The following is a 20,918-nucleotide window of genomic DNA, read 5'->3' as shown; positions in this document are numbered from 1 at the left end:
CCTCGGGGCTACTCGACCACCGAGGGGCGGACGTCCAGGACTACCTCGAACTCCAGCAGGTCGGCCCCGTGGGAGACGGGCTTGCGCGGCTCCTCGCCCTCCGGGGTGGCGTGGGCGGCGCGGGCGCTGCCGTCGCGCCAGGCGGCGAAGGACTCCTCGTCCTCCCACTGGGTGACGACGAAGTAGCGCTCCTCGCCCGCGGTCGGGCGGAGCAGCTGGAAGCCGAGGAAGCCGGGGGAGCCGTCGACGCTGTGGGCGCGGGCGGCGAAGCGCTTCTCGAGCTCCTCGTGGGCCTGGGGCGGGACGGAGATGGCGTTGATCTTCACGACGGGCATGCCCCGACTGTAGGGAGCGGCTCGATAGCCTCCGGGCATGCCCTCGCTCGGTGAGATCGTCGACCTGCTGCACGGCTGGTACCCGCCCGCCACCGCGGACTCCTGGGACGCCGTCGGGCTGGTGGCGGGTGATCCGGCCGACCCGGTCGCGAAGGTGATGCTCGCCGTCGACCCGACGTACGACGTCGCCCGCGAGGCCGCGGCGTGGGGCGCCGACCTGCTGGTCGTGCACCACCCGCTGTTCCTGAAGGGCGTGCACGGGGTGGCCGCGACGACGCCGAAGGGGCGCACGCTGAGCACCCTGACCCGTGCCGGCTGCGCGCTGCTGACCGCGCACACGAACGCTGACCAGGCCGTCGGCGGCGTGTCCGAGGCGATGGCCACCGCGCTCGGCCTGACCGACCAGGCGCCGATCCTCCCGGCGCCGGCGGAGCCTCGCGACAAGCTGACGACGTACGTGCCGGTGCCGTCCGCGGCGGCGGTGCGTGCCGCGCTCGCGGAGGCCGGGGCGGGTCGGGTCGGCGACTACGCGGAGGCGTCGTTCAGCGCTCCGGGACAGGGCCGGTTCCGGCCGCTCGCCGGGGCGACGCCGGCCATCGGCGAGGTCGGCGACCTGGAGGTCGTCGACGAGGAGCGGGTCGAGGTGGTGCTCCCGCGCTCGCTCCGTACGACGGTCGTGCGGGCGCTCCTCGCCGCGCACCCCTACGAGGAGCCGGCCTGGGACCTGGTCGAGCTCGCCGACGCCGGGCTCGCCGCGACCGGGACCGGACGGGTCGGGACGGTGCCCGCCCAGACGCTGCGCGAGTTCGCCGCGACCGTCGCCCGGGCGCTGCCCGAGACCGCCCACGGGGTACGGGTGGCGGGCGACCCGGAGCGCGTCGTACGACGGGTCGCGTTGTGCGGGGGAGCGGGTGACTTCCTGCTCGACACGGTGCGGCGCGGCGATGCGGACGTGTACGTGACGAGCGACCTGCGGCACCATCCGGCCTCCGAGTTCGTCGAGCAGGACGGTCCCGCGCTGGTCGACGTCGCGCACTGGGCGGCGGAGTGGACCTGGCTGCCGGTGGTGGAGGCGCGGCTGCGGGCCGTGCTGGGCGATACGGTGGAGACCCGGGTCAGCACCACCGTGACCGATCCGTGGACCTTCCGCTCATGACCCGACCCAGGAGCCTCCGCTGAAAGCCGACCCCACCGCCCAGCTCAAGCTGCTCGACGTCCAGGCCCTGGACGCCCGCGCCGACCAGCTGCGCCACCAGCGGGCGACGATCCCCGAGACCGCCGAGATCAACGCGCTGCGCACCTCCCGGACCGACCTCGACAACCGGGCCCGCGACGCGCGGATCGTCGTCGACGACCTCACGGCCGAGCAGGAGAAGGTCGACGCCGACGTCGAGCAGGTCAAGACCCGGCGCAAGCGGGACCGCGACCGGATGGACCAGGGGCTGATCAGCAACCCCAAGGACCTGGAGCGGATGACCCACGAGCTGGAGTCGCTGGAACGGCGGATCTCGACGCTGGAGGACGAGGAGCTCGAGGTGATGGCCCGTCTCGAGGACGCCCAGCGCGACCTCGACGGCGTGGTCGCCCAGGTCGCCGACGCCGACGAGAAGCTGGCTGCGCTCACCGCGACCCGCGACGAGAAGGCGAGCGCCATCGACGCCCAGCTGGTCGACGTCGAGGCCCAGCGCGGCCCGTCGGTCGAGGGCCTGCCGACCGACCTGCTGGCGCTCTACGACAAGCTGCGCGCCCAGAAGAACGGCGTCGGCGCGGCCGAGCTGCGGCAGCGGCGCTGCACCGGCTGCCAACTCGGCATCGACAACGCCGAGCTCGCGGTCATCAAGTCGACCCCGGCCGACACGGTCGTCCGGTGCGAGGAGTGCTCGCGGATCCTGGTGCGGACGGCCGAGTCCGGGCTGTGAGCCCCCCGCGCTCGATGCCCGCCTCGGTCATCGTCGAGGCGGACGGCGGCTCCCGGGGCAACCCGGGGCCGGCGGCGTACGGCGCGGTCCTGCGGGACGCGGCGACCGGGACGGTGCTCGCGGAGGACGGCAGCACGCTCGGCGTCGCGACCAACAACGTGGCGGAGTACTCCGGCCTGATCGCCGGCCTGCGGCTCGCGCAGGAGTTCGCCCCGGGGGCGACCGTCGAGGTCCGGATGGACTCCAAGCTGGTCGTCGAGCAGATGTCGGGCAACTGGAAGATCAAGCACCCGAGCATGAAGCCGCTGGCCGCCGAGGCGGCCGGGCTGGCGCCGTCCGGGACGTCGTACACGTGGATCCCGCGGGAGCGGAACGCCGACGCCGACCGGCTCGTGAACGACGCGCTCGACGGCGTCGCGAGCGGGGTGCGGGTGCCCGGCGACTCCGACTCCGCCGTCGAGGAGGTCGAGAAGCCGTCGCGCGGCTGGTCGGCCTCGACCGGCGCGCCCACCACCTTGGTGCTGGTCCGGCACGGCGTCACCGCCCACACCGTCGACAAGCGGTTCTCCGGCGGGCTCGCCAGCTCCAACCCGGGGCTCAGCGACGAGGGCCGTGCCCAGGTGCGGGCCACCGCCGATTGGCTGGCGCCGATCGCGGAGCGCGTCGGGGCCGTGGTGGCCTCGCCCGTGCGTCGTACGGCGGAGTCCGCGGCGATCGTCGGCGACGTGCTCGGCCGCCCGGTCGTGGAGGAGCACGGCTTCGCCGAGATGGAGTTCGGCCACTGGGACGGGCTCACCTTCGGCGAGGTCGCCGAGCGGCACCGGGCCGAGATGGACGCCTGGCTGGGCTCGCTGGACGTCGCCCCGACCGGTGGGGAGTCGTTCCGGACCGTCGAGGAGCGGGTCCTGGCCGGGCTGGAGCGGGTGCTGGCGTCGTACGCCGGCAGGACGGTGGTCGTGGTCAGCCACGTGACGCCGATCAAGACGCTGGTCGCGCGAGCCGTGGGCGCGCCGCTCTCGTCGGTCTTCTCGATGGAGCTGTCGCCGGCGTCGGTGACGGTGGTGGCGTTCTACCCCGACGGCAAGAGCTCGCTGCGGCTCTACAACGCGCTGCCCCCGGGGAACGACGCGTTCGTGGACGCGGGTCGCTGGTAGGGCTCCCGGGTGCTCGTCCGTCGCCACCAGGTCGCGCTCGTCGATCCCACGACCTCGCGCGTGCTGGTGGTCGACGGGACGCTCCCGCGCCACCCGGACCGCTGGCCGTCGTTCCACGACCTGGCGGCCGCCGTGGGATCACCCGAGGCCTTCGTCGGTGGTCCGCCCTGGCGCGCGGAGGACGGGACGATCACCAACGTCCTCGTGGGCGCGTCCTCCTCGCTGCCGGGTGCCTCGTGGGTCCCGCTCGGATCGGTCGGCGTGCCGGCGCTGCTGGAGTCGGTCGAGCAGTGGCGCTCGGGCTACCGCGACGACGGCCGGGCCGCCTGGTTCGTCCGCGGCTGGGTCGACCCGGTCGTGGCCTGGGTGTCGTCGCACGCGCCCGCGCCGCTCGGCCCGCCGGAGCCGGTCAAGCTCTGGAGCCTGTCGGCGGTGCTGCGCTTCCCGGTCGCGGGCGGCGGTGAGCTGTTCTTCAAGGCGACCTGCGACGGCTTCCGGGCCGAGCCCGCTCTGACCGCGGCGGTGCGCGCACTGGCCCCCGACGCGACCCCGGTCGTGCTCGCCGTCGACCCCGAGCGGGCCTGGATGCTGATGGAGTCGCTTCCGGGCGCCGACGACGGCGCACCGGCGTCGTACGCCGTCGAGGTGGCGCGGCGCCTGGCCCGACTCCAGCTGGACTCGCTCCCGGCCCGCGACGTCCTGCTGGCCGCGGGTGCCCCGGACCGGGGGCTCGAGGCCACGCTGGCGAAGCTCCGGACGGTCCTGCACGAGAGCGTGGACGTGCTGTCCGCCGAGCAGCGCGACCGGGCGGCCGCGCTGGAACCGTGGCTCGCCGCCACGCTGCGCGCGCTCTGGGACTCGCCCCTGCCCGACACCCTCGCCCACGGGGACCTGCACCTGGGCAACGTCACCCGGGTCGACGACCGACCGGTGCTCTTCGACTGGACCGACACCTGCCTGACCCACCCGTTCCTCGACGTCCGGCACCTGGCCGACAGCGCCGCGGAGAACGCGGACGACCCCGACGCCGCCCGCGACGAGGTCTGGCAGGCGTACGCCGAGCCGTGGCGGGCGTCGTACCCGGAGGTCGACCTGGACGCCCTCTGGGGCCGGACCCGGGTCGCCAACGCGGTCTTCCAGGCAATCACCTTCGAGCAGATCTACCGCGCCCAGCCGCTCTCCTCGCGGTGGGAGCTGGCGACGGTCGTGGGGGAGATCGTCGACCAGCTGGCCGCCGTACGGGACGGGGAGGTGTGAGTGTGGTCGTTCGCCCGGAGATCGTGTGCCTCTGCGGCTCAGCCCGGTTCGCGGACGAGATCAGCGTGGCGAACCGGGAGCTGACCCTCGCCGGCGCCATCGTCGTGGCCCCGGGAGTCTTCCCGCACGCCGCCGAGCCGATCACCGACGAGCAGAAGGCCGAGCTCGGCGCCCTGCACCTGCGCAAGATCGACCTGGCCGACCGGGTCCTGGTCGTGAATCCGGGCGGGTACATCGGCGAGTCCACGAGCAGGGAGATCGCATACGCCCGATCCACCGGCAAGCCCGTCTCGTTCACCCATCCGGACTGAACGGACGACGAGCTGCTGCTCGAGCTCGGCGAGGGGCCAGGCCCGCTGATGATGGCGGTGGCTGGCTGTCGCCTGGTCACAGCTGCGAACCGCACTCGCTGATGAGTGCGCGCCCGTGGCCCTGCCGAGGTTCTCGGTCAGGGCTGCGGGGTGGTGCCGGTGTGGTCGCGGACGAACGTCAGTCCGTTCGGGCTGCGCCAGATGAAGGTGGTGTCGTCGACCTTGTCGTAGCGCCACCTGGTGTGCGTTTTCGCGCGGTGATGTCGTCGGCACAGCGGGGAGATGTTGCAGTCGCACGTCGGCCCGCCGGTCGATGCTGGGTCGCTGTGGTCGTGGTCGCAGGACCGGGCGCGGCGTCGGCACCATGGGAACACGCAGGAGTGTTGGAGCAGGGCTTGGCGTTCCTTCAACCGGTCGGGGACCTCGTAGGCATCCACGTGGACGTGACCGGCCAGGTCGATGACCGGCTTGATCACGACCTGACTGTCGCCGTCCTGGCACCAGCTCTTGACCTGCTCGACCGAGATCAGGGTGCGGGTGTTCTCGACGCGGGCGATGGCGGCGTCGGCGAGGTGCACGTGCACCACGACCTGGCGGGGGCGTTTGCGGTCGGGGTCGGGGTCGGGTTCGGCGTTCAGGTCGAGGGTGAGTTGGCGTCGGGCGAGGTCACCGACGGCGATGGAGCGCCGTGCGTCGAGGGAGAGGTCGTCGGCGATGGTGGCGAGGTGGGTCGCACCCCGAGCGATGGCGTCCTCGAGGTCGAGTGCGTCGACGAGGTCGAGGGTGCCGCGGACTTCGACGTGGCCGTCGTAGGAGACCTGCTGGACTTCGATGTCGAAGTGCCGCACCTCAGCCGCGTCACGGGCGCGGGCGGCTGCTTCGTCGGGGTCGAAGCGGACCCGGGCTTCTTCGATGGTCCGGTCGAGTTGGGCGATCGAGATCTTGTGCGCGGTCGCGGCGACGTGAAGGTCGACGAACTCCGCGCCGTCCTCAGGCAGGTCGATGGTCTCGGCGGCGATGCGTCGGGCTTTCCAGACCGGCAGGTCGAGGGACTGGACGCGTTCGTAGACCCTGGGGAGTCGGTGGGCGAGTTCGACGGCGTGGCCGAGGTAGATCCGACCGGAGTCCGACGACAGGCCCAGTGCGGCGGAGAACTCCAGGACCGAGAACTCCGCGATCAACGGTGCCCCAGGACCGGCGATGGCCATCTCGTCCTCACAACCGGGGATCCACACGGCTGCGGCGTCCTGCAGGGAGTCGGTGGAGTGCATCCCGGCCCAGGTGACCGCGGCCGCGAGCTGGTTCGCGGCCGCGCGCATCTCGTCTCGTCGTTCGGAGCGCACGTACGACAACACCGCGGGTGCGGTGTCGCAGTCGTCGAGGTCCCGAGCCATGCGCCCATTCTACTCGAACAGGCTATCGAATGCGAGGGTTGTTCACAGCCGAGTTCGAACGGTCGACCCATAGGAACCGAGAGCTAGAAGCAGCCTGGTGATGGCCCTTGATCACCGCGGACGGTGAGCCCCCTTGTCTCTGTAAATGTCTTTGAACCGGCCTGGTGCACCGAGCAGACGTCACGGCAGGGAGCTACCTACCGAGAGGTCGCCTGCTGGGTGCGGGGGTCTCGACGGGCGTTCAGGACTTCGTCCTTCACTGCTCGACCACCGGCGGCGGGGGTCGACCTACCGGAGGTTGCTTGCTGGGTGCGGGGGTCTCGACGGGCGTTCAGGACTTCGTCCTTCACTGCTCGACCACCGGCGCCGACCACCGGCGCCGACCACCGGCGGCGATCACCGGCGACAGTGACCGTCGGCAGGGCCGAGCTACCGGAGGTTGCTTGCTGGCTGCGGGGGTCTCGACGGGCGCTCGACCACCGCAGGGGTCAGAGGGCGGTGACGATGACGTCGAGCTGGGAGCCGTCGAGCTCGACGGTCCAGCCGAGGTCGCGGAGGGCCTCGGCGAGGCGGGCGGGGGTGCGGGGGTTGGCGCCGTCCTCCAGGAGGGCGCGGACGATGCGGCCCTTGGTGGCCTTGTTGAAGTGGCTGACCACCTTGCGGACGCCGTCGACCTCGTGCAGCACGCGGACCGTGGCGACGCGGGGCGAGGTCGGGCGCCAGAAGGCGGCGTACATCCCCGACCGGAGGTCGACGAGCAGGCCGTCGCCGACGGCCTCCTCGAAGGCCGGGCCGAGGGTCGCGCGCCAGGCGCCGGCGACCGGGCCGAGGCCGGGGAGGGACGTCCCGCCCGAGAGCCGGTACGACGGGATCCGGTCCCCGGGCCGGACCAGGCCGAAGACGGAGGAGGTGACCGCGAGCCGGGACGTCGCGCGTCGGCGGGCCGCGGTCGAGAGGGTGGCGACGTCGAGGGCGTCGTACACGACGCCGGCGTAGACCTGGTCGGCCCGTGCGGTCGGGGCGGACTCGAGGCGGGCGTTGAGCGCGACCAGGTCGTGCTGGGTGGCGCCGACCTCCAGCACCCGCGCCGCCGTGGGGACGTCGCCGGTGCAGAGGTCGACCAGCGCGGCGATGATCCGCTCCCGGGTGGGGGTCAGCGACGGGAAGGACAGCGTCGCCAGGTCGAGCGGCTTGCCGCGACGCGGCTCGGTCTTGCCCTCACTGGGCGGTAGCACGATCAGCACGGTGGGTATGTTGCCGTCATGCCGAGCAACCGCGTGGTCCGGGTCCGGTCGTCGAGCGCGGACGGCGCCCCGGCGCCGCTGCGCGAGGGCGTCGTACGCCTGCAGGAGGAGCTGGGCGTGACGCCCGCCTTCCCGCCCGAGGTGGAGGAGGCCGCGGCGCGGGCGGCGGCGAACCCGCGGCTGCCCGAGCTCGACCGCACCGACCTGCCGTTCGTGACGATCGACCCCGAGGGTGCGCGCGACCTCGACCAGGCGCTGCACCTGGAGCGCGACGGCGACGGGTACGTCGTGCACTACGCGATCGCCGACGTCGCCGCGTTCGTCGAGCCTGGGGGACCGGTCGACGTCGAGGCCAACAAGCGCGGCGAGACGCTCTACGGCGCCGACATGAAGGTCCCGCTGCACCCGAAGGTGATCTCTGAGGACGCGGGCTCGCTGCTGCCCGACCAGGTCCGCCCGGCGCTGCTGTGGACGATCCGGCTGACCGCCGAGGGCGAGCGCACCGACGTGACGGTCGAGCGGGCGCGGGTGTGCTCCACCGCCCAGCTCACCTACGACGACGCGCAGCGCGCGATCGACAGCGGCGAGGCCTCCGAGAGCCTGGTCGTGCTGAAGGAGGTCGGCGAGCTGCGGCTGGCCCGAGAGGCGGCCCGCGGCGGCGTCTCGCTGCCGCTGCCCGAGCAGGAGGTCACGGTCTCCGAGGACGGCGCCTGGTCGCTGGAGTTCCGCAGCCTGCTGCCCGTCGAGCAGTGGAACGCCCAGATCTCGCTGCTCACCGGCTTCGCCGCAGCGTCGCTGATGGTCTACGCGCGGGTCGGGCTGCTGCGGACCCTGCCGCCGGCGGACCCGCGGGACGTGAAGCGGCTGCACCGCGAGGCCCGGGCGCTGGGCATCGAGTGGCCCGCGGAGATGCTCTACCCCGACTTCGTCCGCACCCTGGACCCGACGCAGCCCAAGCACGCGGCGATGCTGGTCGCCTGCACCCGGCTGCTCCGCGGCGCCGGGTACGTCGGCTTCGACGGCGAGGTGCCCGCGGACCCGCGGCACGCGGCGCTGGCCTCCGAGTACGCCCACGTGACCGCCCCGCTGCGCCGCCTCGGCGACCGGTACGCCGGCGAGGTCTGCGTGGCGCTCTGCGCCGACACCGACGTACCCGCCTGGGTGCTGGAGGCGCTGCCCGGGCTGCCCAAGACGCTGCAGGACTCGGCCCGGCGCGCGCGGCAGTACGAGAACGGCGTCCTCGACCTGGTCGAGGCGGGTCTGCTCTCGTCGCGGGTCGGCGAGGAGTTCGCCGGCGTCGTGGTCGACGTGCGCGACGACGACCCGAAGCGGGGCACGGTGACGCTGGAGGATCCGGCGGTCGAGGCGCCGGTCCGTTCCGAGCGGGACCTGCCGCTCGGCACCGACGTCCGGGCCCGCCTGACCGTCGCCGACCTGGCGACCCGGAAGGTGGAGCTGGTCGTCGAGTAGCGGGGCGACCGTAGGCTCGGGGCATGAGCGTCACCCCCGTCTCGACCCTCGTGCTCGGTCATCGTTTCGCCGACGCGCTCCCCGAGCTCGCGCTGCCCTGGCAGGCCGAGGAGGCGCCCGAGCCGCGGCTGCTGGTGCTCAACGAGTCGCTCGCATCCGAGCTGGGGCTCGACGCCGACGCGCTGCGCGCGGACCTCGGCCTGCTCACCGGCACGACGCCGCCCGAGGGAGCGACCCCGGTCGCCCAGGTGTACGCCGGCCACCAGTTCGGCGGGTTCAGCCCGCGGCTGGGCGACGGGCGCGCGCTGCTCCTGGGCGAGCTCACCGATGCCGAGGGCGGACACCGGGACCTGCACCTGAAGGGCTCCGGCCGGACGCCGCTGGCCCGCGGCGGTGACGGCCTCGCGGCCGTCGGGCCGATGCTCCGCGAGTACGTGATCAGCGAGGCCATGCACGCGCTCGGGATCCCGACCACCCGCTCGCTGGCGGTGGTGGCGACCGGCCGGCCGGTCCGCCGCGAGACCGTCCTGCCCGGTGCCGTGCTGGCCCGGGTTGCGAGCAGCCACCTGCGCGTCGGCAGCTTCCAGTACGCCGCTGCCAGCGGGGACGTCGACCTCACGCGGCGCCTGGCCGACCACGCGATCGCCCGGCACCACCCCGAGGCGGCGGACGCGGAGGCGCCGTACCGGGCCTTCTACGAGGCGGTCGTCGCCGCCCAGGCCGACCTGGTCGCGCGCTGGATGCTGGTCGGCTTCGTGCACGGCGTCATGAACACCGACAACATGACGATCTCCGGCGAGACCATCGACTACGGCCCGTGCGCGTTCCTCGACGCCTACGACCCGACGACGGTCTTCAGCTCGATCGACGAGCAGGGCCGCTACGCCTTCGGCAACCAGCCCGTGGTCGCCGAGTGGAACCTCGCCCGGCTTGCCGAGGCGCTGCTGCCGCTGCTCCACGACGACCAGGAGCAGGCCGTCGAGCTGGCCCTGGAGTCGCTGCGCGGCTTCCGGCTCCGCTACACCGACCAGTGGTACGCCGGCCTCCGCGCCAAGCTCGGCCTGCCCGCGGAGGTCGACGACGAGCTTGCCCGCCCGCTCGCCGACGACCTGCTGGCCCTGATGAAGGAGGGCCGGGTCGACCACACGTCGTTCTTCCGTGCGCTCGGAGCAGCCGCGCGCGGCGACGCCGAGCCGGCGCGCGCTCGGGTCCTCGACCTGGCCGCGTTCGACGCCTGGACCGAGCGCTGGCGCGCGCTCGGCCCGGACGCGGACGCGATGGACCGGGTCAACCCGGTCTACGTCCCGCGCAACCACCTGGTCGAGGAGGCCCTCGATGCGGCGACCGCGGGCGACCTTGATCCGCTGACCGAGCTGCTCGACGCCGTCACCGCGCCGTACGACGAGCGGCCGGGGCTGGAGCGCCACGCCGAGCCGGGCAGCGACGCGTTCGCCGCGGGGTTCCGGACGTTCTGCGGGACGTGAGCGGGCCTGCCGTCGGCGGTCGGGTGCGGGGGTTTCGACACGCTCAGGACTTCGTCCTTCGCTGCTCAACCACCGGGCAGGTCAGTGGGCCAGCTTGAGGCCCACGATGCAGGACACCAGCCCGAGGATCAGCAGCACCTTCACGACGCTGACCGGCTCGTCACCGGTGAGCATCGCGTAGACGACGGTCAGCGACGCGCCGACGCCGACCCAGACGGCGTACGCCGTGCCGGTCGGGAGGGTGCGCATGGCGTAGGCGAGGCCGACCATGCTGGCCACGACGGTGACCGCGAAGACCACGGTCGGGCCGAGGCGGGTGAGGCCGGCGGAACGGCCGAGGGCGGTCGCCCAGACGGCTTCGAGGACGCCGGAGGCGATGAGGACGATCCAGGGCACGAGGGGCTCCTTCGCGGCCGTCTTGTCGCAGTCCGGGTACGGCTCCCTCGTCCGGCGGCTCCGCCGGAGCCGTGGGGGTCAGTCTAGGCGTTCGGGTGCGGGGGTTTCGACACGGTCGCTAGCGCGACCTGCTCAACCACCGGGGGTGACGAAGGCGCGGAGGGCGCCGGCGGGGTCGTCCCAGGCGGCGCGGAAGGCGGGGTGGAGGGGCAGGTCGGCGACGTCGGCGGCGGGGACCCAGCGGTGGCCGTCGCTCTCGGAGCGGTCGGCGAGCGCGAGGCCGGTGAGCGGGACGGCGAGCACGGTCTCGTAGGTCCAGCCTCCGCAGGTGGCGACGTACGAGCCCCGGACGTCGACGGCGTCCGCGTCGACGCCGAGCTCCTCCTCGGCCTCGCGCAGGGCGGCGTCGGCGTACGACTCGCCCGCCTCGCGGGCGCCTCCGGGGATCGACCAGGTGCCGCCCTGGTGGGCCCAGCGGGCGCGCAGCTGGAGCAGCACCCGGCCCCGGTCGGCGAGCAGCAGGCCGGCCGCGCCGCGCCGGCCCCAGTGCACGTGGCCGCGCGCGCAGCTCGCCCAGCTCGCACTCATCACCGGCCCAGTGTGCCCGCCCCGTAGGCTTGAGCCGATGAGCTCCCTCGCCCGCCGCGTCGCCCAGGTCCTGGTCGCGTGGCTCGCCTACGGCCTGGCGGCGGCGCTCGTCGCCCTGCCCGTGTCGGTGGTCTGGGCGCTCCAGCACGCCTCCTTCGAGGACAGCCTGGGCGCGTTCCCGGTCGAGGTCTCGCTCGCCCACGACGGGCGCTCGACCGTCGACACCGGCGTCCTCGGGAAGATCTACTGGGAGCGCACCGGCGCCGGCGGCTTCGGGGCCGACATCCGCTCGACCGGCCCGCCGGAAGCCGGCGGCACGCTGTCGTCGTACGTCTCGCCGGCGTTCCTGAGGGTCAACGCCGCGTTCGTCGACGATCCCGCCGCCGTCGCCGAGGTGTACGGCGCGGAGCTGCGCGACCAGGTCGTCGACGGGCTGCTCCGCCTGGAGCTGGCGATCGGCGTCGTGGTGGGCGGCCTGCTGACCGCGGCGTTCCGCGGGGGAGCGCCGCCGTACCCGCGTCGGCGCGGCTCCTGGCGCTGGCGCGCCGGGCTCACGGCGGGCGTCCTGGCGACCGGGCTCGGGATCTCGACCGTGGTGGCGCTGCAGGCCTTCCACGCCTGGTCCGCACGCGACGACGAGGCGGAGACCTACCCGATGCCGGGGGTCGACGGCGTCTCGTTCAGCAGCCCGCAGACCGTCGAGGTCGCCCAGCAGGTGCAGCCGTTCATCGAGAAGAACCAGACCCGGATCGAGGAGAACGCACGGGCGTACACCGACGCCGTCGCCGCGTCCTTCGACACCGAGCTCCCGCTCCACGCGGCCGACCTGACGCCGCGCGAGGGGGAGAAGGTCGTGGTCGCCGAGGCCGACCCCCAGGGCAGCCTGGTCGGCACCCGGGCGCGGAAGGCGATGTACCCGAGGCTCGCCGAGGTACTCGGCGAGGACGCGCTCATGGTCCGCACCATCTCCGGCGACATCAGCTCCAACGGCACCGTGGCCGAGAAGGGCTTCGTCAAGGGCGAGGCCGGCGCCAGCCCGGACATCCCGACGGTGGCGGTCAAGGGCGACCACGACTCCGACACCACCGTCGAGCAGCTGCGCGACCACGACGTGCAGGTGCCGGACCTGGAGACCGTCGACGTCGACGGGCTGACCATCGCGGGCGCCGCCGACCCGGCGTTCAAGGCGCTCTTCGGCGGCCTGGTGACCAACGAGTCCGGCCTGGAGGAGCGCGACCTCGGCGTCGAGCTGCGCGAGCTCGTCGACGGCCTCGACGACAGCCCGGCCGTGATCGCGCTGCTGCACCAGCCGCGGGCCGTCTCGGGCTACCTCGGCATCACCGGCACCAGCGAGCTGGCGGACACGATCGGCCACGAGACCGTCCCGTGGGACGACGGCATCGACGACGTACCGCCCGGGCTCGTCGACTTCGGTCACCTCCACGACGTCGCCGGCCCCTGGGTCGTCTGGAACACCGGCGAGGAGGGCGACACCGACCACGAGGTCACCTGGACCGTGGTCAGCCAGCTCGGCACCTCCGGCGGCGTGCTGGAGGCGCCGACGTTCAACCGGTTCTCGACGCCGTTCTCGGTGCCGCTGAAGACGGTCAGCCTGCAGCTGCAGTACGTCGACGGCGAGTCCGGCCTGCAGACCGGCTACGCCCCGATCGACGTCAGCGTCGACGGCACGGTCACGATCGGCGACCGGGTCGACGTCGGGCTGCCCGGTGGGCAGCCGCTGACCCGGGGCGACCTCGGGCTCGACTAGGCTTCGCACCACACGTCTCGTGGCGCAGGAACCCGGTGAGATCCCGGGGCGGTTCCGCCACTGTGAGGCCCGGGCACGGGCCGAAGCCAGACACTGGCCACGGGACTCCGCCATCTACGCCGGGGCGAGAACCCCGAGGAGGCCACCGTGCGCATCGCGCTGCTGTCGACGTCCGACACCGACCTGCTCTCCGCCCGCGCCAGCGGTGCCGACTACGTCTGGGCCAACCCGGCCCGACCCGGGCACCAGTCGATGGCCGAGGTGATCGAGGGCTGCGACCTGGTCGTCGGCCGGATCCTCGGCTCGCCGCAGGACCTCTGCAGCGGCTTCCGGCGGGTCGCCCAGACGGGCATGCCGATGGTGGTCCTCGGCGGCGAGCAGCAGCCGAGCGCCGAGCTGATGGAGCTGTCCAGCGTCCCGATCGGCACCGCGGCCGAGGCACACCGCTACCTCGCCGAGGGCGGCCCGGCCAACCTGGCCCAGCTGCACGCGTTCCTCTCCGACACCGTGCTGCTCACCGGCGAGGGGTTCGAGCCGCCGGCGGCGCTGCCGGAGTGGGGGTACGGCGAGAGGGGTCTCGATACGCCCCCTCGTTCCTCGGGGGCTACTCGACCGACGAGCGAGGCCCCCCCTCGTTCCTCGGGGGCTACTCGACCGACGAGCGAGGCCCCCCCTCGTTCCTCGGGGGCTACTCGACCGACGAGCGATCCGCCCCCTCGTTCCTCGGGGGCTACTCGACCGACGAACGTCGTTGGTCCAGTACCGACGAACGTCGTTGGTCGAGTAGCGAGCGCCAGCGAGCGTATCGAGACCCCACGGGTGGGGATCCTCTACTACCGCGCCCACGAGGCGAGCGGGAACACCGCCTTCGTGCAGGCGCTGGCCGACGCGGTCGACGCGACCGGGCAGGCCGTCGGCGTCCCGATCTTCGCCGGCTCGCTGCGCTCCGCGCCCGACGAGCTGTACGACGCGTTCCGCACCCTGGACGCCCTGGTGGTGACCGTGCTGGCCGCCGGCGGCTCGAAGCCCGCCACGGCGAGCGCGGGCGGCGACGACGAGGCCTGGGACGTGGAGCGGATCGCCGCCCTCGACATCCCGGTCCTCCAGGGTCTGTGCCTGACCAGCAGCCGCGCCGAGTGGGAGGCCTCCGACGACGGCGTCACGCCGCTCGACTCGGCCACCCAGGTGGCGATCCCGGAGTTCGACGGCCGGATCATCACCGCGCCGTTCTCGTTCAAGGAGGTCGACGAGGACGGGCTGCCGCGCTACGTCGCCGACGCCGAGCGCTGCGCGCGGGTGGCCGGGATCGCGGTCAACCACGCCCGCCTCCGCCACGTCCCGCCGGCCGAGCGCAAGGTCGCGCTGATGCTGAGCGCCTACCCGACGAAGCACTCGCGGGTCGGCAACGCCGTCGGCCTGGACACCCCGGTGTCGACGATCCGGCTGCTGCGCCGGATGCGCGACGCGGGCTACGACCTGGGTCCGGTCGGGGCCATCCCCGGGCTGGAGCTGGAGGACGACACCGAGGCCGGCGACACCCTGATCCACGCGCTCATCGACGCGGGCGGCCAGGACGAGGAGTGGCTGACCAGCGCCCAGCTCACCGACGCCCACGTGCGGATCACCAAGGCCGACTACGACGCCTGGACCGCCGACCTGCCCGCCGCGCTGAAGGGCGACATGGTCGAGGCCTGGGGCGAGTCCCCGGGCACGCTGTTCGTCAACGACGCCGGCGAGATCGTGCTCGCGACCATCCAGGCCGGCAACGTCGTGCTGCTGATCCAGCCGCCGCGCGGCTTCGGCGAGAACCCGGTCGCGATCTACCACGACCCCGACCTGGCGCCGAGCCACCACTACCTGGCGGCGTACCGCTGGGTGGAGCACGCCTTCGGGGCCCACGCGGTGGTCCACCTGGGCAAGCACGGCTCGATGGAGTGGCTGCCCGGCAAGAACGCCGCGCTCTCGGCGGAGTGCGCCACCGACCAGGCGATCGGCAACCTGCCGCTGATCTACCCGTTCCTGGTCAACGACCCGGGCGAGGGCGCGCAGGCCAAGCGCCGCGCCCACGCGACCATCGTCGACCACCTGATCCCGCCGATGGCCCGGGCCGAGTCGTACGGCGACATCGCGCGGCTCGAGCAGCTCCTCGACGAGCACGCCAACATCGCCGCCATGGACCCGGCCAAGCTGCCGGCGGTCCGCGGCGAGATCTGGCAGCTGATGCACGCCGCCGAGATGCACCGCGACCTCGGGCTCGACGAGCGCCCCGAGGACGCCGAGTTCGACGACTTCCTGCTGCACGTCGACGGCTGGCTCTGCGAGATCAAGGACGCCCAGATCCGCGACGGCCTGCACGTGCTCGGCCAGGCGCCGGACGGCGAGGCCCGGGTCAACCTGGTGCTGGCCATCCTGCGCGCGTCCCAGGTGTGGGGCGGCGAGTCCGCCGCCGTACCCGGGCTGCGGGCGGCGCTCGGCCTCAAGGAGAACGCCGAGGCCGTGGGCGCGGTCGACGAGATCGAGCGCCAGGCCCGCGCGCTGGTGCAGGGCATGGAGGACGCCGCCTGGTCCGTCGACGCGGCCGCCGGGCTCCACGACGACCCGGAGGTCCAGCGGGTGCTGGCCTTCGCGGCGACGCAGGTGGTGCCCCGGCTGGCCCGCACCACCGACGAGCTGGACGCCGTCCTGCACGCGCTCGACGGCGGCTTCATCGCGGCCGGCCCGAGCGGGAGCCCGCTGCGCGGGCTGGTGAACGTGCTGCCGACCGGCCGCAACTTCTACACCGTCGACCCGCGTGCGGTCCCGAGCCGGCTGGCCTGGCAGACCGGGGTGGCGATGGCCGACTCGCTGCTCCAGCGCTACCTCGACGACACCGGCTCCTACCCCGACTCGGTCGGGTTGAGCGTCTGGGGCACCAGCGCGATGCGCACCTCGGGTGACGACGTCGCCGAGGTGCTGGCGCTGCTGGGCGTCCGCCCGGAGTGGGACGAGGCGTCGCGGCGGGTCAGCGACCTGCACGTCGTCCCCCTCGAGGAGCTGGGGCGGCCGCGGATCGACGTCACGGTGCGGATCAGCGGGTTCTTCCGCGACGCGTTCCCGCACGTCGTGGCCATGCTCGACGACGCGGTGCAGCTGGTCGCGGGGCTCGAAGAGCCGCTGGAGATGAACTTCGTGCGCAAGCACGCCCAGGCCGACCTGGCCGAGCACGGCGACCTGCGGCGCGCCACGACCCGGATCTTCGGCTCCAAGCCCGGCTCGTACGGCGCCGGCATCCTGCAGCTGATCGAGTCCGGCAGCTGGCGCTCGGACGACGACCTGGCCGAGGTCTACACGGCCTGGGGCGGGTTCGCCTACGGCCGCGACCTGGACGGTGTCGCGGCGGCCGAGGACATGCGGACGTCGTACCGCCGGATCAAGGTGGCGGCGAAGAACATCGACACCCGCGAGCACGACATCGCCGACAGCGACGACTACTTCCAGTACCACGGCGGCATGGTCGCGACCGTGCGCGCGCTGACCGGCTCCGCGCCGGAGGCGTACGTCGGCGACTCGACCACGCCGGACGCCGTGCGGACCCGGACGCTGCAGGAGGAGACCAACCGGGTCTTCCGCGCCCGGGTGGTCAACCCGCGCTGGATCGGCGCGATGCAGCGGCACGGCTACAAGGGCGCCTTCGAGCTGGCCGCGACCGTCGACTACCTCTTCGGCTTCGACGCCACGACCGGCGTCGTGCACGACTGGATGTACGACACGCTCGCGAAGGAGTACGTCCTCGACGAGACCAATCAGGAGTTCATGAAGAAGTCGAACCCCTGGGCGCTGCGCGGCATCGTCGAGAAGCTGCACGAGGCCGCCGACCGCGGCCTGTGGGAGTCCCCGGACCCGGACGTGCTGGCCGCGATGCAGCAGGTCTACCTCGACCTCGAGGGCGACCTGGAGGACCGGTGACGCGCACCCTGCGGGTGGTCGGCTTCGGGATGGGGCCGCAGCACGTCACCCCCGAGGCGGCCGCCGCGCTCGCCGCGTCGTCGTACGTCGTGGCGTTCCGCAAGTCCGACGAGGACCCGCTGGTCGACGTCCGGGCCGCGGTCTGCCGGGCGTACGGCGACCTGCCGTTCGTCGTGGTCCGCGACCCGGAGCGGGACCGGGACCCGGCCGACTACGCCGGTGCCGTGCACGACTGGCACGCCGCGCGGGTGGCCGCGCTGCGCGACGTCGTGGCGTCGCGCGCGGGGGACCCGGCGATCCTCGTGTGGGGCGACCCGTCGCTCTACGACTCGACGCTGCGGCTGACCGCCGCCCTCGGCCTGCCGGTCGAGGTGGTCCCGGGGATCGGTGCCCCGTCGCTGCTGGCCGCGCGGCACGGCATCGTCCTGCACGAGGTCGGTCAGCCGGTGCACGTCACGACCGCCCGACGGCTGGCCGACGACGTGGCCGCGGGCCAGCGCAACTGCGTCGTGATGCTGACCTCCGGCGTCGACCACCTCGACGGGCTCGACGACTGGTCGATCTGGTGGGGCGCCAACCTGGGCGCGCCGGGGGAGCGGCTGGTGGCCGGCCGGGTCGGCTCGGTGCGGTCCTCGTTGGTGGCGGCCCGGGACGCCGCGCGCGCCGTGGACGGCTGGGTGATGGACGTGTGCCTGCTGCGGGGGCCGGCCGCGTGAGCGGGATCCTCGTCGCCGGCACGACCTCGGACGCGGGCAAGAGCATCGTGACGACCGGCCTGTGCCGGGCGTTCGTGCGCCGCGGGGTGCGGGTGGCGCCGTACAAGGCGCAGAACATGTCGAACAACTCGATGGTGACCGCGAACGGCGCCGAGATCGGGCGCGCGCAGTGGGTCCAGGCGCTGGCGGCGCGGGCCGAGCCGGAGGCGGCGATGAACCCGGTGCTGCTGAAGCCGGGCAGCGACCGGCGCAGCCACGTCGTGGTGATGGGGCAGCCCGCCGGCACGGTCTCCTCGGCCGACTGGGAGACCGGGCGCGCCCACCTCGCGCGGGCCGCGCACGCGGCGTACGACGACCTCGCCGCGCGCTACGACGTCGTGGTCGCGGAGGGCGCGGGCAGCCCGGCCGAGATCAACCTGCGCCGGGGCGACTACGTGAACATGGGCCTGGCCCGGCACGCGGGCCTGCCGACCGTGGTGGTCGGCGACATCGACCGGGGCGGGGTGTTCGCGGCGTTTGTCGGCACCCTGGCGCTGCTCGACGAGGACGACGCGGCGCTGGTGGCGGGCTGGGTGGTCAACAAGTTCCGCGGCGACCTCGACCTGCTGCGTCCGGGCCTCGACGAGCTCGAGGCGCGCACCGGGCGGCCGTCGTACGGCGTGCTGCCGTGGCACCCCGACCTGTGGCTGGACAGCGAGGACGCGCTCGACCTGGAGGGGCGGCGGTCGGGAACCTCCGGCACCCGGCGGGTGGCTGTCGTCCGCTTCCCGCGGATCAGCAACTTCACCGACGTCGACGCTCTCGGCCTGGAGCCGGACCTGGACGTGGTCTTCGCGAGCGCCCCGCGGGACCTGCGCGACGCCGACCTGGTGGTGCTGCCGGGCACCCGCGCCACCATCGCGGACCTGGCCTGGCTGCGCTCGCGCGGCCTCGACCAGGCGGTGCTCGCGCACGCCGCGGCCGGGCGGCCGGTGCTGGGGATCTGCGGTGGCTGCCAGATGCTCGGGCGGACCGTCGCCGACCCGCACGGAGTCGAGGGGCCGCCCACCACCGTCGCGGGGCTGGGGCTGCTCGACCTGGCCACCGAGTTCGGGCCGGAGAAGGTGCTGCGCCTGCACCCCGCGGGCGGCTACGAGATCCACCACGGGCGGGTCACCGGCACGCTCACCGACGGGCCAGCGGCCGGCACCATGGTGCACGGCTCGCTGGAGGACGACGCGCAGCGCGCGGCCTTCCTCGCCGCCGCCCTCGGGGTGACCTCCCGCGCGTCGTTCCCGGCCGCCCGCGAGCGCCGCCTGGACCTGCTCGGCGACCTGGTCGAGGAGCACCTCGACGTGGACGCGCTGCTGGGGCTGGCCGTCCGGTGAGGGTGCTGATCCTGGGCGGCACGGCCGAGGCCCGCGCGCTCGCCGCCGCGCTGGTGGAGGCCGGCGACGAGGTGGTCTCGTCGCTCGCGGGCCGGGTCGCGCGGCCGCGGCTGCCGGTGGGCGCGGTGCGGGTCGGCGGGTTCGGGGGACCCGAGGCGCTGCGCGCGCACGCCTCGTCGTACGACGCCGTCGTGGACGCGACCCATCCCTTCGCGGCCCGGATCTCGGCCAGCGCGGCGCAGGTCGACGTACCGCTGCTGCGGCTGGCGCGGCCCGGCTGGGCGCCGCGCGCCGGCTGGACGCTGGTCGACACCCACGAGGAGGCGGCGGCCGCGACGGCGGCGCTCGGGGAGCGGCCGTTCCTGACCGTGGGGCGGACCGAGCTGCACCGGTTCGTCCCGGCCCTCGGTGAGCGTGCGGTGCTCACCCGGGTGGTCGACGAGCCGGAGCTCGAGCTGCCTCCGGCGTGGACGCTGCTGCGGAGCCGCGGGCCCTACGAGCTCGCCGGCGAGCGGCGGCTGATGGCGGAGCACCGGGTCGACGTCCTGGTCACCAAGGACTCCGGCGGCGACCACACCCGGCCCAAGCTGGACGCGGCGGACGAGCTCGGGATCCCGGTCGTCGTCGTGCGCCGGCCGGCTCCGCCCCCCGGGGTGGAGACGGTCAGCGACGTCGCCGGAGCGTTGTCGTGGCTGCAGCCACGACGAGCGCGCCCAGGTCGACCCGCCGGGCCAGCCGACGGGCGCGGGTGACGTCGTGGACGGCCACCTCGCGCCCCGCGCCGTGCAGCACCGGCCGCTCCTCGATGCGGCCGGCGTAGACCGTCGTCCCGCCGAGCCGGACTCCCAGCGCTCCGGCGAAGGCCGCCTCGACCGGTCCGGCGTTCGGGCTGGGGTGGGCGCCGGCGTCCTCGCGCCAGGCGCGGGCCGCGGCGGGCCGGTCGTCCGCGATCAGCACCGCGAGCGCCGCGGTCAGGCGCGAGCCCGGCAGGTTGAGCAGGTCGTCGAGGCGGGCAGCGGCCCAGCCGAACCGCTCGTAGCGGGGCGAGCGGTGCCCGACCATCGCGTCCAGGGTGTTCGAGGCCCGGTGGGCCAGCAGCCCGGCCGGCCCGGCCACCGCGCCCCAGACCAGCGGGGCGACGACCGCGTCGGAGGTGTTCTCGGCCAGCGACTCGATCACCGCGCGGGCCACGCCGCTCTCGTCGAGGGTCGCGGTGTCCCGGCCGACGAGGTGGGTCAGTCGCTGCCGGGCACCGGGCAGGTCGCCGGCCTCCAGCAGCGCCTGCACGGCCGCGGCCTCGCGGTCGAGCGACCGGCCGCCGAGCACGGCCCAGGTCGCGACCGCGGTCACCAGCGGACCCCGGCCGGCGCACCGGCCGAGCAGCGCGGCGCCGCCCACCAGCACGGCCACGTGCAGCACGCCGGACGCCCGGCGGTCGTCGTACACCCGGCGCTCGAGGGCGCCGGCCAGCCGGCCGAAGCCGGCCACCGGGTGCCAGCGGCGCGGGTCGCCGAGCAGACTGTCGGCGGCGTAGCCGATCACCAGACCCACGGCCGAGGGAGAGCTCATC

General features: G+C 74.1%; 18 protein-coding genes and 2 riboswitches. Of the genes, 12 read left to right on the top strand and 6 right to left on the bottom strand.

Annotated features, from left to right (window positions below; translation table 11 throughout):
- Nucleotides 1-8: 8 nt before the first annotated feature.
- Nucleotides 9-335 (bottom strand): antibiotic biosynthesis monooxygenase family protein, encoded by a 327-nt coding sequence (locus BLT76_RS24825; protein ID WP_090861008.1) that lies wholly within the window; start codon nt 333-335, stop codon nt 9-11.
- A gap of 37 nt (nt 336-372) precedes the next feature.
- On the opposite strand from BLT76_RS24825, the gene BLT76_RS24820 reads away from it, so the two are divergent.
- The 5 genes from BLT76_RS24820 (at nt 373) to BLT76_RS24800 (ending at nt 4,976) form a co-directional block, all read left to right on the top strand.
- Nucleotides 373-1,491 carry a Nif3-like dinuclear metal center hexameric protein gene (locus BLT76_RS24820; RefSeq protein ID WP_090861007.1) on the top strand — a complete coding sequence of 373 codons (1,119 nt, stop codon included), beginning with the start codon at nt 373-375 and terminating at the stop codon, nt 1,489-1,491.
- Nucleotides 1,469-2,254: a zinc ribbon domain-containing protein gene (locus tag BLT76_RS26720; RefSeq protein ID WP_425287105.1), complete on the top strand. Its 786-nt coding sequence runs from the start codon at nt 1,469-1,471 to the stop codon at nt 2,252-2,254. Before BLT76_RS24820 ends, BLT76_RS26720 begins: the two co-directional genes overlap by 23 nt.
- The gene (locus BLT76_RS24810; protein ID WP_244509565.1) at nt 2,251-3,408 is read left to right on the top strand and encodes a bifunctional RNase H/acid phosphatase; all 1,158 of its coding nucleotides are present in this window, start codon (nt 2,251-2,253) and stop codon (nt 3,406-3,408) included. Before BLT76_RS26720 ends, BLT76_RS24810 begins: the two co-directional genes overlap by 4 nt.
- Before the next feature lie 9 nt (nt 3,409-3,417).
- Nucleotides 3,418-4,665 (top strand): phosphotransferase family protein, encoded by a 1,248-nt coding sequence (locus BLT76_RS24805; RefSeq protein WP_090861004.1) that lies wholly within the window; start codon nt 3,418-3,420, stop codon nt 4,663-4,665.
- A 65-nt stretch (nt 4,666-4,730) separates the two neighbouring features.
- The gene (locus tag BLT76_RS24800; protein WP_244509564.1) at nt 4,731-4,976 is read left to right on the top strand and encodes a hypothetical protein; all 246 of its coding nucleotides are present in this window, start codon (nt 4,731-4,733) and stop codon (nt 4,974-4,976) included.
- A gap of 137 nt (nt 4,977-5,113) precedes the next feature.
- Here the strand turns inward: BLT76_RS24800 and BLT76_RS24795 are convergent, their stop codons facing one another.
- Together BLT76_RS24795 and yaaA are read right to left on the bottom strand one after the other, a co-directional pair.
- On the bottom strand, nt 5,114-6,370 hold the full coding sequence (locus BLT76_RS24795; RefSeq protein ID WP_139175862.1) for an HNH endonuclease signature motif containing protein: 1,257 nt from the start codon (nt 6,368-6,370) through the stop codon (nt 5,114-5,116).
- Nucleotides 6,371-6,858: 488 nt separating this feature from the next.
- Complete coding sequence (yaaA, locus tag BLT76_RS24790) at nt 6,859-7,614, bottom strand: peroxide stress protein YaaA (protein WP_090861001.1); 756 nt, start codon at nt 7,612-7,614, stop codon at nt 6,859-6,861.
- A gap of 18 nt (nt 7,615-7,632) precedes the next feature.
- Here yaaA and BLT76_RS24785 point away from each other — a divergent pair, with 18 nt between their 5' ends.
- The gene (locus tag BLT76_RS24785; protein ID WP_090861000.1) at nt 7,633-9,084 is read left to right on the top strand and encodes an RNB domain-containing ribonuclease; all 1,452 of its coding nucleotides are present in this window, start codon (nt 7,633-7,635) and stop codon (nt 9,082-9,084) included.
- A 23-nt stretch (nt 9,085-9,107) separates the two neighbouring features.
- The gene (locus BLT76_RS24780) at nt 9,108-10,568 is read left to right on the top strand and encodes a protein adenylyltransferase SelO (RefSeq protein WP_090860999.1); all 1,461 of its coding nucleotides are present in this window, start codon (nt 9,108-9,110) and stop codon (nt 10,566-10,568) included.
- Between the two features lie 81 nt (nt 10,569-10,649).
- Here the strand turns inward: BLT76_RS24780 and BLT76_RS24775 are convergent, their stop codons facing one another.
- Together BLT76_RS24775 and BLT76_RS24770 are read right to left on the bottom strand one after the other, a co-directional pair.
- Nucleotides 10,650-10,964: a DMT family transporter gene (locus BLT76_RS24775; protein ID WP_090860998.1), complete on the bottom strand. Its 315-nt coding sequence runs from the start codon at nt 10,962-10,964 to the stop codon at nt 10,650-10,652.
- Nucleotides 10,965-10,974: 10 nt separating this feature from the next.
- A riboswitch (guanidine-III (ykkC-III) riboswitch) is annotated at nt 10,975-11,039 on the bottom strand.
- Between the two features lie 57 nt (nt 11,040-11,096).
- Nucleotides 11,097-11,552, bottom strand: coding sequence for an NUDIX domain-containing protein (locus BLT76_RS24770; protein ID WP_090860997.1), 456 nt, complete (start codon nt 11,550-11,552; stop codon nt 11,097-11,099).
- A 37-nt stretch (nt 11,553-11,589) separates the two neighbouring features.
- Between BLT76_RS24770 and BLT76_RS24765 the strand changes: the two genes are divergently transcribed.
- The 5 genes from BLT76_RS24765 to BLT76_RS24745 all read left to right on the top strand — a co-directional run bounded on the left by BLT76_RS24765 (nt 11,590) and on the right by BLT76_RS24745 (nt 20,100).
- The gene (locus BLT76_RS24765; protein ID WP_090860996.1) at nt 11,590-13,320 is read left to right on the top strand and encodes a metallophosphoesterase family protein; all 1,731 of its coding nucleotides are present in this window, start codon (nt 11,590-11,592) and stop codon (nt 13,318-13,320) included.
- Nucleotides 13,321-13,323: 3 nt separating this feature from the next.
- A riboswitch (cobalamin riboswitch) is annotated at nt 13,324-13,436 on the top strand.
- A 31-nt stretch (nt 13,437-13,467) separates the two neighbouring features.
- Nucleotides 13,468-17,265: a cobaltochelatase subunit CobN gene (cobN, locus tag BLT76_RS24760; RefSeq protein ID WP_139175860.1), complete on the top strand. Its 3,798-nt coding sequence runs from the start codon at nt 13,468-13,470 to the stop codon at nt 17,263-17,265.
- Nucleotides 17,262-17,981, top strand: a complete 720-nt coding sequence (locus BLT76_RS24755) for an SAM-dependent methyltransferase (protein ID WP_244509563.1) — start codon at nt 17,262-17,264, stop codon at nt 17,979-17,981. The genes cobN and BLT76_RS24755 overlap by 4 nt, the downstream gene beginning before the upstream one ends.
- Nucleotides 17,978-19,348: a cobyric acid synthase gene (locus BLT76_RS24750; protein WP_090860995.1), complete on the top strand. Its 1,371-nt coding sequence runs from the start codon at nt 17,978-17,980 to the stop codon at nt 19,346-19,348. The genes BLT76_RS24755 and BLT76_RS24750 overlap by 4 nt, the downstream gene beginning before the upstream one ends.
- Nucleotides 19,345-20,100, top strand: a complete 756-nt coding sequence (locus BLT76_RS24745) for a cobalt-precorrin-6A reductase (protein WP_090860994.1) — start codon at nt 19,345-19,347, stop codon at nt 20,098-20,100. Before BLT76_RS24750 ends, BLT76_RS24745 begins: the two co-directional genes overlap by 4 nt.
- On the opposite strand, the gene BLT76_RS24740 is transcribed toward BLT76_RS24745, so the two are convergent.
- The gene (locus BLT76_RS24740) at nt 20,012-20,917 is read right to left on the bottom strand and encodes a cobalamin biosynthesis protein (RefSeq protein ID WP_090860993.1); all 906 of its coding nucleotides are present in this window, start codon (nt 20,915-20,917) and stop codon (nt 20,012-20,014) included. The two genes, BLT76_RS24745 and BLT76_RS24740, sit on opposite strands and share 89 nt — an antisense overlap.
- Between the last annotated feature and the right edge of the window lies 1 nt (nt 20,918).

The sequence above is a fragment of the Nocardioides lianchengensis genome, from assembly GCF_900101465.1.
GTDB classification, from domain to species: domain Bacteria; phylum Actinomycetota; class Actinomycetes; order Propionibacteriales; family Nocardioidaceae; genus Nocardioides; species Nocardioides lianchengensis.
Note: the sequence above shows the minus strand (reverse complement) of the source record. Positions and strands in the feature narration are given on the sequence as shown.